The sequence below is a fragment of the Parasegetibacter sp. NRK P23 genome (assembly GCF_023721715.1).
Taxonomy (GTDB): domain Bacteria; phylum Bacteroidota; class Bacteroidia; order Chitinophagales; family Chitinophagaceae; genus Parasegetibacter.
The window spans coordinates 3,109,385-3,124,386 of record NZ_JAMDLG010000001.1; the positions used below are offsets into that span (position 1 = coordinate 3,109,385).

The 15,002-nt window shown below is 49.6% G+C and carries 9 protein-coding genes; all 9 read right to left on the reverse strand.

Annotated features, from left to right (window positions below; translation table 11 throughout):
* Positions 1 to 2: 2 nt before the first annotated feature.
* Positions 3 to 1,592, reverse strand: a complete 1,590-nt coding sequence (locus M4J38_RS12575; RefSeq protein WP_251759956.1) for a hypothetical protein — start codon at positions 1,590 to 1,592, stop codon at positions 3 to 5.
* Between the two features lie 413 nt (positions 1,593 to 2,005).
* Positions 2,006 to 2,461: a hypothetical protein gene (locus tag M4J38_RS12580; protein ID WP_251759957.1), complete on the reverse strand. Its 456-nt coding sequence runs from the start codon at positions 2,459 to 2,461 to the stop codon at positions 2,006 to 2,008.
* A gap of 53 nt (positions 2,462 to 2,514) precedes the next feature.
* Positions 2,515 to 3,081 carry a Crp/Fnr family transcriptional regulator gene (locus M4J38_RS12585; RefSeq protein ID WP_251759958.1) on the reverse strand — a complete coding sequence of 189 codons (567 nt, stop codon included), beginning with the start codon at positions 3,079 to 3,081 and terminating at the stop codon, positions 2,515 to 2,517.
* Positions 3,082 to 3,164: 83 nt separating this feature from the next.
* A complete protein-coding gene (locus M4J38_RS12590) occupies positions 3,165 to 4,064 on the reverse strand; it encodes a family 16 glycosylhydrolase (RefSeq protein WP_251759959.1) in 900 nt (299 codons plus the stop codon).
* Positions 4,065 to 4,115: 51 nt separating this feature from the next.
* The gene (locus M4J38_RS12595) at positions 4,116 to 5,795 is read right to left on the reverse strand and encodes a RagB/SusD family nutrient uptake outer membrane protein (RefSeq protein WP_251759960.1); all 1,680 of its coding nucleotides are present in this window, start codon (positions 5,793 to 5,795) and stop codon (positions 4,116 to 4,118) included.
* Between the two features lie 21 nt (positions 5,796 to 5,816).
* Complete coding sequence (locus M4J38_RS12600; protein WP_251759961.1) at positions 5,817 to 8,627, reverse strand: TonB-dependent receptor; 2,811 nt, start codon at positions 8,625 to 8,627, stop codon at positions 5,817 to 5,819.
* 29 nt (positions 8,628 to 8,656) lie between these two features.
* Positions 8,657 to 10,393, reverse strand: coding sequence for a RagB/SusD family nutrient uptake outer membrane protein (locus M4J38_RS12605; protein WP_251759962.1), 1,737 nt, complete (start codon positions 10,391 to 10,393; stop codon positions 8,657 to 8,659).
* Between the two features lie 16 nt (positions 10,394 to 10,409).
* Positions 10,410 to 13,784, reverse strand: a complete 3,375-nt coding sequence (locus tag M4J38_RS12610; protein ID WP_251759963.1) for a TonB-dependent receptor — start codon at positions 13,782 to 13,784, stop codon at positions 10,410 to 10,412.
* A 102-nt stretch (positions 13,785 to 13,886) separates the two neighbouring features.
* Positions 13,887 to 14,966 carry a FecR family protein gene (locus M4J38_RS12615; protein WP_251759964.1) on the reverse strand — a complete coding sequence of 360 codons (1,080 nt, stop codon included), beginning with the start codon at positions 14,964 to 14,966 and terminating at the stop codon, positions 13,887 to 13,889.
* Between the last annotated feature and the right edge of the window lie 36 nt (positions 14,967 to 15,002).

Genomic DNA, 15,002 nt, shown 5'->3' on the forward strand with positions numbered 1-15,002 from the left:
AATTAGTTATTTGGAGTGATGGAAGTATTGTTTTTACTAAAAGCCACGCCGTGGTCATTAGCAGAAAGGGCGTTAATTCCGGACTTTTCGTGCTGAGTGAAATGTAGGACGAAGCGGTCTTTACCGAAAGCGTCATCATAAACAAACTGATAGGCGCCTTCAGCAAGATCGTGGAACCTGCCTGTTTTCCTGTCTTCGATCTGCACTTTTGCATCCTGGTTAAAAGCGGAAAGATCCGGAGTAAATGTATAGGTCGAATCCTTTTTCCAACTCTCAAAAATCAACTGCACCTTACGCGCTTTGTTCAGTGCGGGCAGTGCATTGGCACTAAGTTCCAGGTCGCCTTCCTGGCAATACAGGGTAGGCACTGTACGATTGGGCGACTTCAGTTTGAACATATCTATTGCTCCATCCAGCGCTTCAGTTGCGGTTTCATCAAAAATAACCGTTACCTGATCGGCCCGGCCGGAAGCATCGGCCACATGCAGGCGCAATTGTTCGGAACTTCTTCTTGTATACACTGCGGAAGTACTGAGATCGGTACTACGGTGTGCCATCTTCACCTGGATGCTTTGTGAGGTGGAGGTAGCCTTTACCCAAAAACCCTGAAAAGGCATCAGATCACTCGTGGCAATAGGATGGGAAGTGGTATTGTTATAAGTATTCCTGCTACTTTGGTTGATCGCAACGTATTGCCCGTTTATTTCATCGTACACATGAACAGCTTTATAAGTAGTGCCAAAGTTTGCGTCATTTACCAAGACGCTTACATCTATATTACTGGGGAAGCGGTTGGGAATAAAATTCCAGCCTCTTTGAATGGAGGAATTACCAGGACTGGCAGGATCATAACTATAGTTCAGGTTCACCGTATATGATGCATGATTGGGTACACCAGTTATACTGATAGAGGAGGAAATGTCTTTCAAGCCTGCAAGGCTGTTGTCGCTGAATATGGTATAAGCCCTTGTTTCATCATCTGTATTGGAGGGCGCTGTCCATCCCACGGCATAAAAACCTCCAAAAGGCGCAGCGGTTCCATTAGCCGGATCATAATAAAAAACATTCCTGTCGTTTACATTCGGATAGGTGCTGTTCAGCAGGTCAATACCTACCAGGCTGGTCAGCGGCGCATCCACCGGCAACGAAATTTGCCGCCAGCCCGCATTGGTATTGGCCAATACTTTTTGAACAGTCACATTGCCTGTTATTACACCCGTAGAACCCGTGATGCGTCCATAGCTGGTAGTGGTACTTGCCGTAAGCGTAAGCAGCCCGCCGGTGTTCAGCGTTGTACCGGCTACCACATCTACGATTCCTTCAAAGGCAATGGCATTGCCTGAAAGCTGCACAGTGCTGGCGTTCTTATTAAACTGAATGGTACCCATCCCTGCAAGACCGTTTCCATTGTTGGTAATATTGCCCGCAACAGTAACCGTAACGCCAGTGTTAATGGTGAGCGACACGCCGGAATTGATGGTCAGGTTCGCACAGGTGAAAGCGCCTGGCGTTACGCTGGAAGCTATTACAGCATCCACGGCATTTGTAGGGGCACCGCCACTCCATGTAGTTCCATTCCATGTAGTAGCCATAGTGGTTAATGGTACAATGAATGAAACGGAGAAGATTAAAAGGTAGCATTTTAACTTCATCATTGCTTAGGGGGCTTTAAATGGATAATAATTTATTGCAATATATCTTGTTTAAACATATTAAAAAAATATTCCCCATAAGCAACTAATGAGCAGGTATAAAAAACTGTTCAGTTCCCTTAAATCATATCCTGATCTTTGAGCCCGCGATATGGCACATGGTTAGATAACCTGTTGAACTACTCCGTTTTAGCGCAATCCACCAATTAAGGCGGAGCGGTTTTCCTTCGGCGGAGGGCATGCCAATGTAAGTTCAGACTACTCTTCCGGGGTATACGGCCTGAAAGTGTTGTTCAGCTCATCGTTAAAAGCGACAACAAACCGGACGGAAAAATGTGATTGATAAATGCGCTTCATCCCGCTTTAACGGAACACAAGTAAGTCCATACAATAAACAATACCTGTAAAGGCACCCGGAACCAAAGGTATGACGTGCCCGCGCCTGAAAAATCCCCCTTCTGGTAATTGACCTGCTTCACAGCCGCCAACACATTGGCCGGTAATACCAGGATGAAAAAGACGATCAGCAGCCAGGCCGTCAGCACCCGGAACTGCGGTACCAATAAGCCTATCGCGGCAAGCACCTCTATGATGCCGGTACCGTAAACCATCGTCGTTTTTGCGGGAATGAATGCAGGGACCATCATTTCCATGCCCTTCGTATACATAACATGCCCAACCGCGGTAAACACCAGCATGGCCGACATACCTATGCGCGCGGCCTGCGCCCAGTCGAACCTTCCCTGCGCAAGGCGGATCACCAACAGGGCAACCAGGAACGTACCCAGTAAAACGATCAATGGTTTCATTGCTTTTTTTTGCAAAGATCATGTTCAGTTTTTACGCAAACAATGAACCCGGGTTAAGAAATGCGTTTGCGAATCCTGCTCAGCGCCTGCGGGGTGATGCCGATGTAGGAAGCAATATATTTTAAAGGCACCTGCTGAAACAATAACGGCTGCTCCTCCATCAGGTTGAGGTAACGTTGCGTCGCGGTTTCATTCAGCAGGGAAAGTTCCCGTTTTGATTTTTTGAGGAAAAGTTCCTCGCAGGCCAGCCTTCCGATCTGGTTGCCTATGCCGGTATTCGCGTACACGTCCTGGAGATCACTATAGGTAAGGCGCCAGAGTACGCCGGGCGTAAGCATTTCCATGTGGTATACGGATGGCGTTCTTGCGAGGAAGGAGTCGTATGCGCTCACAAAATTATTGGCAAAAGCGAACCCGAAAGTACGTTCATCTTCTGCTCCGGCAACAAAGAAGCGCACGGTTCCGGTTTCAATGAAAGACAAATGGTTTTCTACCTGTCCCTCCCGGAGCAAAAGGCTTTTCTTCGGGAAAGCATACTTTTTCAGTTTAGCTCGAAAGTACAACCAGTCGCCGTCGGTCATTTTCAACTTTCGTTCAAAGTAAGTTCTGATCTGCTCCATATCTAAAAATAGGAAGCTTTGGGAAGAAAAAATCCCCCGCCAAAAACGGCGAAGGATTTATGGTATAGCAAGGGGGCAGAAAATTATTTCTCCTGGTAAACACGTACATAATCGATCACATACCGCCTGGGATAACTTGTGAGCGAAGGATCACCGCCATTATCCCCACCGAGGGCCAGGTTAAGGATCATGTAATGCGGTTGTTTGAAAGGAACGATCCCTGATGCATTCTTGTTGTTGAGTTTACTTTGGGGTACTTTGATCAGGAGTTTGTCGTCCACATACAAAGCGATCTCGTTTTCATCCCAATCCATGCGCCAGATGTGAAAATTATCACTCCAACCCGCGCCCATTTCGCTTACTTTGCGGGTTTCGCTGTGCCATTCGGCTTTATAGCGCTGGTCGGTGCCCACGGCTATATTTGCAAGCAGTTTCCCGCGGTAATACTCCATGATATCTATTTCGCCATTGGAGGGCCATTCGCCGTTGATGCCGAGGGTCCACCAGGCGGGCCACATGCCGGGCGCGGTATCTATCTTCGCGCGCATCTCAAATCTTCCATACTGCCAGGTCTGGCTTTTAAGTGTTCTCAGGCTGGAAGAAGTGTATTCGATCTTCTCTCTGGACTTTCTCCAATCGTTGCTGCCACTAACATACAGCGGATTGGGTTTTTCCTCTTTACGGGCCTCGATAATCAGGTTACCGCCCTCGCACCAGGCGTTCTCCGGTTGGTACCATTGTGCTTCATGGTTACGGGCGAAACCGGTTTCATAGTCCCACTTCGTGGAATCGGGCCTGCCGTTTTTATTAAATTCATCGGACCAAACCAGTTTCCATTTCTTTTTCTTGTCGGCCACTTCACTTTCATCAAAAGAAGCCAACACAATACCTGCGGCCGCCACACCTGTTGCCAGCACAAGCATGGCGCCGTTTTTTTTCACCTGCCGCAACCAGTTCGGTTGGGCGTTAAATAGATTTTTCATAACCCGCTGTTTTTAAATTGAGCAATGGTTCTTTCAGTGCGAAGCTTTCGTTTACCAATCATTGTTCTGTGAAAGTACGCCGTAGGATTTGTTGATCTCGGTTTGAGGAATGGGATACAGGTACATTTTATCCGCCCATACCCTCGTTTCAATTGAACCGTAAGGATATTGGTAATTAAATGTGCCATCCTGGAGTTTGGTGATGTTCACTGCGCGAATGGGTGCCGTTAACACCTGCGCCGCTGTTCTCCAACGACGTACATCCCAGAAGCGGTGCTCTTCAAAAGCCAGTTCCACTCTCCTTTCATTCCTTATTCTTGTTCTCAGTTCATCCTGTCCTCCGGCGGCTACCGCTGGCATGTTTACCCCGGCTCTGCTCCGCACCTGGTTCAATGCAGCCCTTGCGGACATTGGATAACCTGTGGGTACCATATCAGGACCATAAGCTTCATTCATTGCTTCCGCGTAGTTGAGCAACACTTCAGCATAACGCATGTACACCCAGGTATGTGCGCTGGTTCTGTTCTGAACAAGGTCAAGACTTTCATCCACGAACTTTTTGAGGTAATAGCCGGTCCTTGTTGCACGTGGTTTTCCCTGTCCATCCCGTCCACCAACAAAGGTCTCCACCTTACGTCCTTTGTAATCGGAGTTATTGGTGATGATGGTCATCTGCAAACGCGGATCACGCCCGGCATAAGGATTTTGCGGATCGTAAGCCGGATCGGCCGCAATAGTAAGACCATTGCTGGTTTCGTAAGCGTCAACCAGGTTCTGCGTGGGATTTGTTCCGCCTACCGCGCCATCATAACCGGCAGGATAGGTATTCCTTTCCAGGGTATTGGAGGGCTGATACCTTCTTTCAAAGATGAACTCATTGCTTTGCAGGGCGCGGAACATATTCCTGTAGTTTCCATCAAGGCTGTATTGCCCCAGGGCAATCACGTCTTTTGCGGCAGCGGCGGCAGCCTCCCATTTGGCCACATCACCACCAGGTGTGTGCAAAGGGCTGGCGGCATACAATAAGGCACGCGCCTTCAAAGCCAGTGCCGCGCCAATGGTGGCCCTACCTATGTATTTGTCTTCAAACACACCCAGCCAGGTGCGCCGGAGCGAGTCCTTCACATCTGTCAGTTCTGTGGAGATGAAGTTTATTACGGTATTGAAGTCCGCCCTTGGAATAGCGTTCTCGCTTCCGGTAAGTGTATTGGTGATCAGCGGAACACCACCGTAGCGTTTTGCCAGTTCAAAGTAGAAGAACGCGCGCAGGAACCTTGCTTCCGCCCGGTAGAACCTGATGTTCGAAGTATCCGTATTGTAACTCGTTTTCCCAGCCTGTGTGGTGGTATCCCGAAATGCGATATGCCTGAAATCGCCGGTGCGCTCCAGGAAAAGATTGGCTTTCCTGATACCGCTGTACATGTTCACCCACTGTTCATCAGGGTTCATAAATGGGTTCCAGCTGCCATTGTTAAACCGTTGCACATCCTGCACCAGTCCGGAATGCACGGATTCATCCGTGGCGGAAGAAAGCATGCCACCGCCGAACCTGTCGAATCCCGCGGGAAGCATCGCGTAGATGCCTACAGCAAAACTTTCGATGTTGTTCACGGAAGAGAAGACCTGGTCTTCAGTATAATTGGTATCCAGTTGCCTGTCGAGGAAATTTTTCTGGCAACCGGCCAGTGCCGTCAGCACCAGTGCATATTGTAAGACTTTCATTTTTTTCATGCGTAGCTCGTTGTGGGATGATTAGAACTGAATCCTTGCGCCGATGTTATAAGATTTCATAGGCGGATAGCCACCCAGGCTTTCCGGGTCCACCGTTTTTACTTTATCCCAGATGAATGGATTGATGGCGCTTGCGAATACCCTGAACTGGGTCAGCTTCAACTGCTCCAGCACAGCGGACGGAAAGCTGTACCCGATTTCCGCGTTGCGCAACCGAAGCGCATTACCGGAGCGCGACCAAAAGGTAGATGCCCTGTAATTGTTATCGTTCGGCAAAGTGGTGAGTCTTGGATAAGTGGCCACATCCGCTGTTTGTGGCGTCCACCTTCCCAATGCATTCGTGGCGATGTTATTGTCGTTCTGCAAGGCCCAGAAATAAGGACCGTTCAGGTAAACAGTTCTGTTGGCGATGCCATGGAAGAAAAGTTCCAGGTCAAATCCTTTGTATTGCAACCCGAGGTTGGCCGTGTACGTAATTTCAGGTTCGAAGGCTTTACCAAAAGAGACTTCATCGTTCTCATTGATCAGGCCATCGCCATTCTGGTCCTTGTATTTGATGTCTCCCGGACGAACGGGCGAGAAAGTTTGCAACGGACTTGCGGCAATGTCTGCGTCATCGCGGAAGAAACCTATCGCTTCCAGTCCGAATGATTGTCCAACAGGAAGTCCAGTTCTGTACAGGTATGCTTCGGGCCTTACTACTTCATTCATGCGGATGATCTTGTTCCTGGCGTACCATACGCTGCTTCCGGCGATCCAGGTGAGGTCACCTGTTTTACCGGTATAGGTCGCGCTCAGTTCAAAGCCCTTATTCTTTACCTGTCCCAGATTTTCCAGCGGCATGGCCACGCCCACATAACCGGGCACGGTGGCATCTGCCGTAGCGAGAATATCTTTCCTGTTCTCATGGAAAAGTTCAAGGTTAACATCGAGCCTGTTGAAGAAAGTGGCATCTACACCAATATTGTACTTCATGGCTTTCTCCCAGGTAATCCCCGGGTTTCCGAGCGCGCCTTCCACTACGGCGCCCCACCAGTTGTTGTTTTTACCGAAGCTGTAACCGGAGCCATCAAAGAAGTAGTATTGGTCATACGCGAAGCGTGAACCATTGGTGCGGTCGTTCCCCAGCAAACCGGCCGAAGCCCGTGCTTTCAGGAAAGTGATGGTTTTACTGCCGGAGAGAAAACTTTCGTTGGAAGCGATCCAGGCCGCTGATAAGGAAGGGAAGAAACCAAACCTGTTCCCTGCAGGGAAGGATTCCGATCCGCTGTAGGACATGCCCAGTTCCGCGATGTAAGTATTTCGGATATGATAGTTCACTCTTCCGGCGAAGTTCTGGTTGGCGAAAGGCACGTTGTTGCCCCCCGGACGGTAAACGTCTTGGTGGTAAACCAGTTGCGCGGCCAGCCCGTTGTTCCCCATTTTCCGGTCATAGTTCAACTGAAGTTGCACGTTGGTGCGGTTCCACTGGTCGTTGCCGCCTTCGTCCACGGCGGGATCGGTGTTTTGTCCATGCTGACGGTACACTGTATCGTTCCCGTTCTTTGACAGTTCAAACACCGCGATATTGCGTGTCCTGTTTACGGCGCCTCTCGACCAGTTGTTGAACGATACTAATTGGGAAAAACTCAGTCCCGGCAGCAGGAAGTCCAGTTTTTCATTCAGGCGAAAAGTCCCCATCAGGTTCCTGTCATGGGTGGAATTGGTGCCTCTTGCCAGCACGGATGCTACCGGGTTATCCATATAAACCGCGTTACCGCCCCAGGTGCCGTTCGGGTTCTTTACCGGGTATGCGTTGGCCGGGTACCTGGCCATATTGGTCCAGAGTTGGGTACCGTTAAAATTGGGAAAAGACCTGTCTTCAATACGACCGGCCAGGTCGAAACTGGCGGATACCGCATTGGAGAGTTTAATGTCGAAATTGGAACGGAAATTATAACGCCTGAAATCGGCGTTGGAATTTTCTTTCCTGTCTTTATCCGTATTGGCATAGATGCCCTGGTTGCGCATGTAGCCAAGCACGATATTGTATTGCGCCACGGCATTTCCTCCATTGAAAGTAAGACTGTAATCGCTGAGTGGCGCTGATTTGCGCAGGACTTCATCGTACCAGTTCACATCGGGGTGGAAATAAGGATCGTTGCCATTACGGTAAGCATCAAGGTCGGCCTGGGTGTACCGTGCAGGCTGTCCATCATTGGCGAGCGCTTCATTGTACAGCGAAGCGTAGTTGTAGGCATCCACAAATTCAGGAAGCCTTTGCACCTGTTGCCATCCGGTTCTGGCATTGAAAGTGATCTTTGTTTTGGAAGATTCTGTTCCCCGCTTCGTGGCAACAAGGATAACCCCGTTCGCGCCACGTATACCATACATAGCCAGCGCGGCGGCATCTTTCAGAATGGTGATGGATTCGATCTCATCAATCGACATCTGGTCGAAAGAACTTTCAAAGCCATCCACAAAGGTGAGCATACCATTGTTGCGGTAGCTTGCTTTTCCGCGGAGCAATAATCCCGGTGAATCGTAGCCTGGTTCTCCAGAGCCCTGCATTACAGTAAGACCGGGCAGCCTGCCGAAAAGCGTATTGCTCACGTTAGGCGCGTTGGTTTTACGCAGCACTTCTCCTGAAACGGTGGATACAGCGCCTGTAAGACGTCCGAAAGACTGAAAGCCATAAGCCACAGGAACCTGCTTATCTGTTTTGCCTGCGGGCAGAGAATCAGCCGTGGTAGCCGTGGCATCTTGTGCGGATACTCCACCCGTTATTGCGAGCAGAAGCGCCATTGCTGCGAATTTGGATGAATACCTGTTCTTTTTATCGCGAAAATTCATAATAGCAAATGTTACTTTGGTTGAAAATATTACCATCCGGGGTTCTGGGTCAGGTACCTTTTATCGATCTCACCCTGTGGGAAGGGATAGAGGTACATTTTGTCGTCCCAAACCCGGGTTTCGAACGCTTCTTTGCGGTAGAGGAGGGAATTATCGGCCTGTTCGTAAAGGTTCAGTCCCATCATCTGTCCCTTCATCACCCCATCCTGTCCGGCAATCTGCCAGCGGCGCACATCAAAGAAGCGGTGTTCTTCAAAAGCCAGTTCCACAGCCCGTTCTCTCCTGATGGCCTGGCGAAGTTCATCCTGCGTATCATAACGGGGATCAGCAGCCGTAATTTCAGGAACCCCGGCCCTTTTCCTCACTTCATTGAGCGCGGTATAACACAAGGGATCGTTGGGACTGTATTCATTCAAAGCTTCGGCATAGTTGAGATAGGATTCAGCGAGCCTGAAAACGATCCAGTTGAGTTGGCCGCCGCCCCAGTTCATCCTGGTGAGGAACTTCTTCATGTACCCCACACCATTCACCGGCGCGTTGTCAGACCATGTATTGTCTTTTTTCCGGAAGAAAGTGCGCACGCCTATTTCATCGTTCCATTTGGCGCCTGCGTAATAAACCGAAGCCTGGAACCGGGGTTCCATCTGCTGCATTTTCTGCAGAAACTCCGCACCGGTACCCTGGTCGGGCCATTGCTGGTCGGTGCCATCCGTTTTCTGGTATTTCACCGCGTGCTGGAACGTTACCCCATGACCATACCAGCCGCCATATATGCCTCTTGGCATGGCGAACTGCTGGAACATCGGGCTCCAGGCCCCCCACCAGCCGTGCGCCTGGTTGGAAAGAATATTTTCAGCAGTATTCAGGTCGGTTACAGCGGATTCATAGTTCTGCGCCGGTGTGGCGAACTGAGTCACCAACCGCACATTATTTTGTTGCGCCCAATCCAGTACGGCCTTGCTGGCATCTGCCGCAAGCTTCCAGCGTTCAGCATTGAAACTGGGATAGCCCGTCAACGCCCTATTTTCCGTTTTGTAAGGTGTTTGTGTATTGTGCAATGGACTTGCCGCGTACAGCAATACTCTCGCCTTCAGCGCCAGGGCCGCGCCCTTCGTAATTCTTCCATTAAATTCCGTGGAGTAATTATTGGGGAGTACCGCAGCCGCATCGTCACATTCCTTCACCACGAAATTCACGCATTCCTCATACGTATTCCTTGGAAGATTGATTTCATCTGAAGCGGAAAGCGGCTTATCCACAATGGGAACTGCGCCATACCTTTTCATCAGTTCATGGTATTGCAATGCACGCAACACTTTTGCTTCTGCGGCCATCTGGCTTTTTTCCGTGTCGCCCATATCGCTTACCCGGCCAATGTTGCCGATGAAAATACTGGCGTTCCTTATACCCTTAAAATGTGCGCCGAAATCGTCTTCGCCATTCGAGTTTGGTCCCCAGGAACCTTCATTGTGCGCTTGCGCGGAAGGCCATGCATCATAGAGGTCGCCCTCATCTGAAGCGGCCATCAGCATACAGGCATACATGCCGTTGTGAGAGCCCCAGTCGAAAGGAAACCCTTGCGGCACGCATTTGTTGTACGTATCCCAAAGGAAGGTCTGCGCCTTTATTTTGGTGGAGAAAATAGTATCGATCGTTACGTCGTTGCTTTGTGGCTTTTCCAGGAAATCCTTGTTGCAGGAAGTGGCGGCAATCACCACTACCAGGAGGGCCACGATGCCTTTAGGCAGGGATATTTTTTTGTTCATGATGTCTTTTTTGTGGTTAGAACTGGATGTTCACGCCTGCGTTAAATACTCTCATCTGCGGATAGAACTGTCCGCGGCCCGGAGGCGCTTCAGGATCATAGTTCTCAATCTTGCTCCAGGTAAGCAGGTTGTTACCGTTCATGTACACTCGCAGATGCCTGGCGCCCATCTTTTCGATGAACCCGCCGCGGAAGCGGTACGCGATCTCCATGTTCTTCAAACGCAGGTAGCTTCCATCGATCAACCAGAAATCGGAAGGGCGGTAATTGTGTTTTCCAACCGTAGGCGACAATTCCAGGCGGGGGTAAGTAATGGGGTCTCCCGCCGCGTAACGTTCAGGCGTCCAGCGCTCCAGGTGACGCTCCTGCGCGCTTCTCCAGTCGGTATCAAACGCCCATGCCGCCATTTCAGACAGGTAGGTGGATACTTTGGTAGCACCCTGAAAAAGCATGGAGAAATCAAACCCTTTCCAATCGAATCCAAAAGAAACGCCATACACTACCTGCGGAAAAGTAGCGAAGCCGATGGGTACTTCATCCTGATCGGTTATTCGTCCATCTCCGTTCACATCTTTGTAACGGATATCACCGAGCTGAAGATTGGGTTGCCATTGAGAAGGAATGGCATTGTCCAGATCGCGTTGTGTATTGTAGAATCCTTCACTTACCAGACCGAAGTATTGTCCTACCTGGCGACCAGTTCTTCTGAGCCCATCGAAAGCGCGTTCAGGTTCATCCATAAACAATATCTTGTTCCTGGCGAAAGTGTAATTCGACCTGATCCAGTAATTCACCTCATTTGCTTTTCCTGCCCAGGACAATTCAATTTCGTAGCCTTTGTTCTCTACCGCGCCCATGTTCACGGCAGGCAATGTAGCCTGTACCAGCGCGGGAACTGTACCTCTTGTAATCAGAATATTATTCCTTCTTTCCCGGAACACATCCGCCACCAATTGCAGCCTGTCATCAAAGAATTTCGCTTCAATACCAATATTGGTTTTCTTCGCTACTTCCCAGGTAACATCGGGGTTTCCTATTCTTCCTTCCTGTGAACCACCGTACCACTGGTAGTTGGAACCCAGTTGTCCGAAATTGTATCCACCGCCGTAGAGGTAAACGGAAGGCAGGTACAGGAACCTGGAACCACCGATCTTGTCGTTACCCACTTCACCGTAGGAACCACGGATTTTCAGGAAAGAAACGGCGCCCGCTCCTTTCATAAAGTTTTCATCCGACACCACCCATCCAAGTGAGAAAGAGGGGAAGAAGCCGAACCGCTTATCTTCCGGAAAGTTCTCAGAGCCGTTGTAGCCCATATTGAATTCCGAAAGGTATTTGTTTCTGTAGTTGTAAGTAATCCGGCCCACCGCACCAAGGTAACCACGGGGCACATTGTATTCAAGTCCGGGCTGGTGGTACTTCTCCAGGTTGTAAAGGGCCAAACCGGTAAAGTTGTGGTCACCAAAAGAGCGGGCGTAGTCCAATGCAAACTCACCATATATCTTGCGGTTCCTGCCATAACTTTCACTGAAACCGAAAGGCGCTTCGTTGCCTTCCCTTACGAAGATGGGCTTCAGCGGATCCGTAGGATCTTTGATGATCCGGTACTGAATAGCCGCTTTGGATCTGCGTACAGAATGGCTGTAATAATGATCGTAAGCCACGAGTGCACGCGCTTTCAGCCCTTTTGTAACGAAGTCCAGTTTATGCGTAAGATTGAGGGAAGAATTGAGGTTGCTGTTGAAATTGTTCTGATAACCGTTGGTGGCGATGAAACCCAGGGGGTTGCCGGAACTGCTCGTAAGCCCTTCCACACCGCTGATCAGTTTACCATCTACCACGCCCGGGTTCATCAACGGGTTGGAGTTCATGATGCGGAAGAAGATCTCTCCTGCACCCTGTCCCGGATAGTTGGCATCGGCCACCTGTCCGCCCAGTTTAATGGAGCCGGAAAAATTTGAATTGAAGTTGAAATCAAAATTCGACCGCAGGTTGTAACGCTTATATTTTGGATTAGCCGAATATTCTTTTTGCAGATCACCTACATTGTACACTCCGTTCTGCTCGAAATAGCCAAGTGAAACGAAGTAGCGGGTATCTTTTGTACCCCCACCGATGTTGAGGTTGTGCTGTTGCTGCAGACTGGTAGGCTTCAGCACCTTATCGAACCAATCCACATCGGGATGGAAATAAGGATCGGTGCCGTTTTGGAAATGATCGAGATCGGCCTGGGAGAAATACGGGGTTTGTCCCATATTGCGTTGCGCTTCGTTGCGCAATGTCGCATACTCGAAACTGTTGAGCAGGCGCGGTAACTGCGTTGGTGTCTGGAAGCCCACGTTGGAAGAATAGCTGATGTTCGGCTTACCGGATTTACCGGTTTTGGTAGTGATCATAATCACCCCGTTTGCGCCACGTACACCGAATACCGCGGTGGAAGAGGCATCTTTCAGAATGCTTACCGACTCAATTTCGTTGGGATCAAGTGTATTGAAACCATCGCGCACCACACCATCGATGAGGATCAGCGGATCTGAGCCGCTGCCATCGTTCAGTGTTCCGATACCACGGATCTTGATCCTCGACTGGTCGAAACCCGGTTCACCACTCTGCTGAATGGCTACGAGCCCCGGCAACCGGCCCACGAGCGAATTGCTGATATTGGCCACAGGCGACTGTATCAGGGCCTTATTGTCAATGGTACTGATAGCGCCGGTAAGGGTCGCTTTTTTCTGCGTACCATAACCTACCACCACCACCTGCTCCAGTTCTTTGTTGTCCTGCACCAGCACTACAGTTATATTCGACTTTCCATTCAGCGGCACGCGCTGGGTGATATACCCCACGTTACTGATCACCAATGTGGCGTTCAGCGAAGAAACGCGGAGCGTAAATTTGCCGTCTTCATCGGCGAGCGTACCCGAAGCGCTTTCATCTTCCTGAATACTAACAAAACTCACAGCCTTGCCATCCACACCTATCACCTGGCCGGTAACGGTTGCCGCTTCGTTCTTTGTTGCCGCGATGTTTTCGGCCACAACAATCAGGTTATTGCTCTGCACTTTCCACGACAGTCCAAGATTATCGAGCAGGCGGGAAAGCACATTATCCAGCGGTAATTCATTCACTTTAATAGTCACCTTCCGGTTCACGGGAATATTGTCATCGTTGTACACAAACCTGTAACTGGTTTGCTTTTCAATTTCCCTGAACACCATTTTCAATGCTGTATTGGAAAGATTGAGCGACACCTTCTCCTGTGCGAATCCATAGAAGGCAAAACTTTCCAGCGACAAAAGAAGGGTAAACAGCATCAATATCCGAGCTGCGATAGTACGCTTTGAGCGCTTGCGCCGCTCGCCCGGGCGAAGGCAGCAATCGTCTTTTTTCATAATATTTGTTTAGAGTGATCTTAAGTAAGGATGAATACAGTAGCATTAAATGGCCCATCATCCTATGGGGGTAGCATCATAAGAAGCAGTTTTGATAGGTTATTAAAAGATCGTGAGCTTATTCTGCTCGAATTTGTACCTGAATCCTCCCGGAAGTTTGAGCGCGTCCATCACTTCCGGTAACGTTTTATTTTCAAATACGCCTGTGAAGCGCATCATGCGGGTTTTCTCGTTTCGGAATTCCACTTCTATATTGTACCAACGCTCCAGCTTACCGGCTATATCCTGGAACTTTTCACCGTCGAAGGACAGTTGATTGCGGATCCAGGCATTTTCGTAACTGGCACTGTCTTTAGGCTGGAATTTAACATGCCCCAATACGAGCGAAACATCGGTATCCACTTGTGCAGTTCCGGAGCCGGGCTCCTGCGGTTCCAATGCTTTCGGATTGCGAATGGTGATTTTCTCTCTTGGTTTCAGCAATACTTTTTTTTCGGGAGAATGGGGGAACTGCACTTCTATTTCGCCGGTGAACAAAGCTGTTTCCATCTGCTCTTCGCCGGGATAGGATTTCACGTTAAACGTTGTGCCGGTCACCTTAATATCCAATGCACCGAGGTGCACCACAAAAGGCTTGTCAGGGTTTTTCTCCACATCAAAAAACGCTTCTCCTTCCAGGTAAACATCCCTTATGGAGCGGTTATAATCCTGGTTGTAGCTCAGTTTACTATCCGCATTCAACCATACCTTTGTCCCGTCGGGAAGGGTAAGGTGCGACCTTGATCCTTTCCTGGTGGTGACCACGCTGGGGTTTACCTTTCCGGTTTCCGGGGGACTTTCCCGCAGTAAAAGATAGGTCGTGCCGGCAACAACGATCAACAATGCAGCCGCCGCCATCCACCATGTACTTCTTCTTTTGCCGCTTACAGGAATTGGCATGCTGTCCTGCTCCTGTTCATCAAAGGCATCCTGCAATTGCATTTTCACGAAATGAGCGGCATACGCCTGTTCCGCCAGCAAGTCATCATCAGCCGTGGGTGCTACAGGGCGGTCAAACAGGTTTTCATATAACTTCCTGAGGTCCTCATCGGTTTCGAGCAGGCGCGAGAGCTCCTCCCTTTCATGGGGCGTGATGGCTCCTGATAGCAACTGCGCGGTAAGGTAGGTGAATCGATCTTTCATGATGTAACCTATAAGACACAGTATTTAAACAATGTC

What these genes read in the sequence shown, in the direction of transcription:
- M4J38_RS12575 (WP_251759956.1), bottom strand. Translation starts at nt 1,592, where the DNA reads ATGGCTACTACATGGAATGGAACTACATGGAGTGGCGGTGCCCCTACA.
- M4J38_RS12580 (WP_251759957.1), bottom strand. Translation starts at nt 2,461, where the DNA reads ATGAAACCATTGATCGTTTTACTGGGTACGTTCCTGGTTGCCCTGTTG.
- M4J38_RS12585 (WP_251759958.1), bottom strand. Translation starts at nt 3,081, where the DNA reads ATGGAGCAGATCAGAACTTACTTTGAACGAAAGTTGAAAATGACCGAC.
- M4J38_RS12590 (WP_251759959.1), bottom strand. Translation starts at nt 4,064, where the DNA reads ATGAAAAATCTATTTAACGCCCAACCGAACTGGTTGCGGCAGGTGAAA.
- M4J38_RS12595 (WP_251759960.1), bottom strand. Translation starts at nt 5,795, where the DNA reads ATGAAAAAAATGAAAGTCTTACAATATGCACTGGTGCTGACGGCACTG.
- M4J38_RS12600 (WP_251759961.1), bottom strand. Translation starts at nt 8,627, where the DNA reads ATGAATTTTCGCGATAAAAAGAACAGGTATTCATCCAAATTCGCAGCA.
- M4J38_RS12605 (WP_251759962.1), bottom strand. Translation starts at nt 10,393, where the DNA reads ATGAACAAAAAAATATCCCTGCCTAAAGGCATCGTGGCCCTCCTGGTA.
- M4J38_RS12610 (WP_251759963.1), bottom strand. Translation starts at nt 13,784, where the DNA reads ATGAAAAAAGACGATTGCTGCCTTCGCCCGGGCGAGCGGCGCAAGCGC.
- M4J38_RS12615 (WP_251759964.1), bottom strand. Translation starts at nt 14,966, where the DNA reads ATGAAAGATCGATTCACCTACCTTACCGCGCAGTTGCTATCAGGAGCC.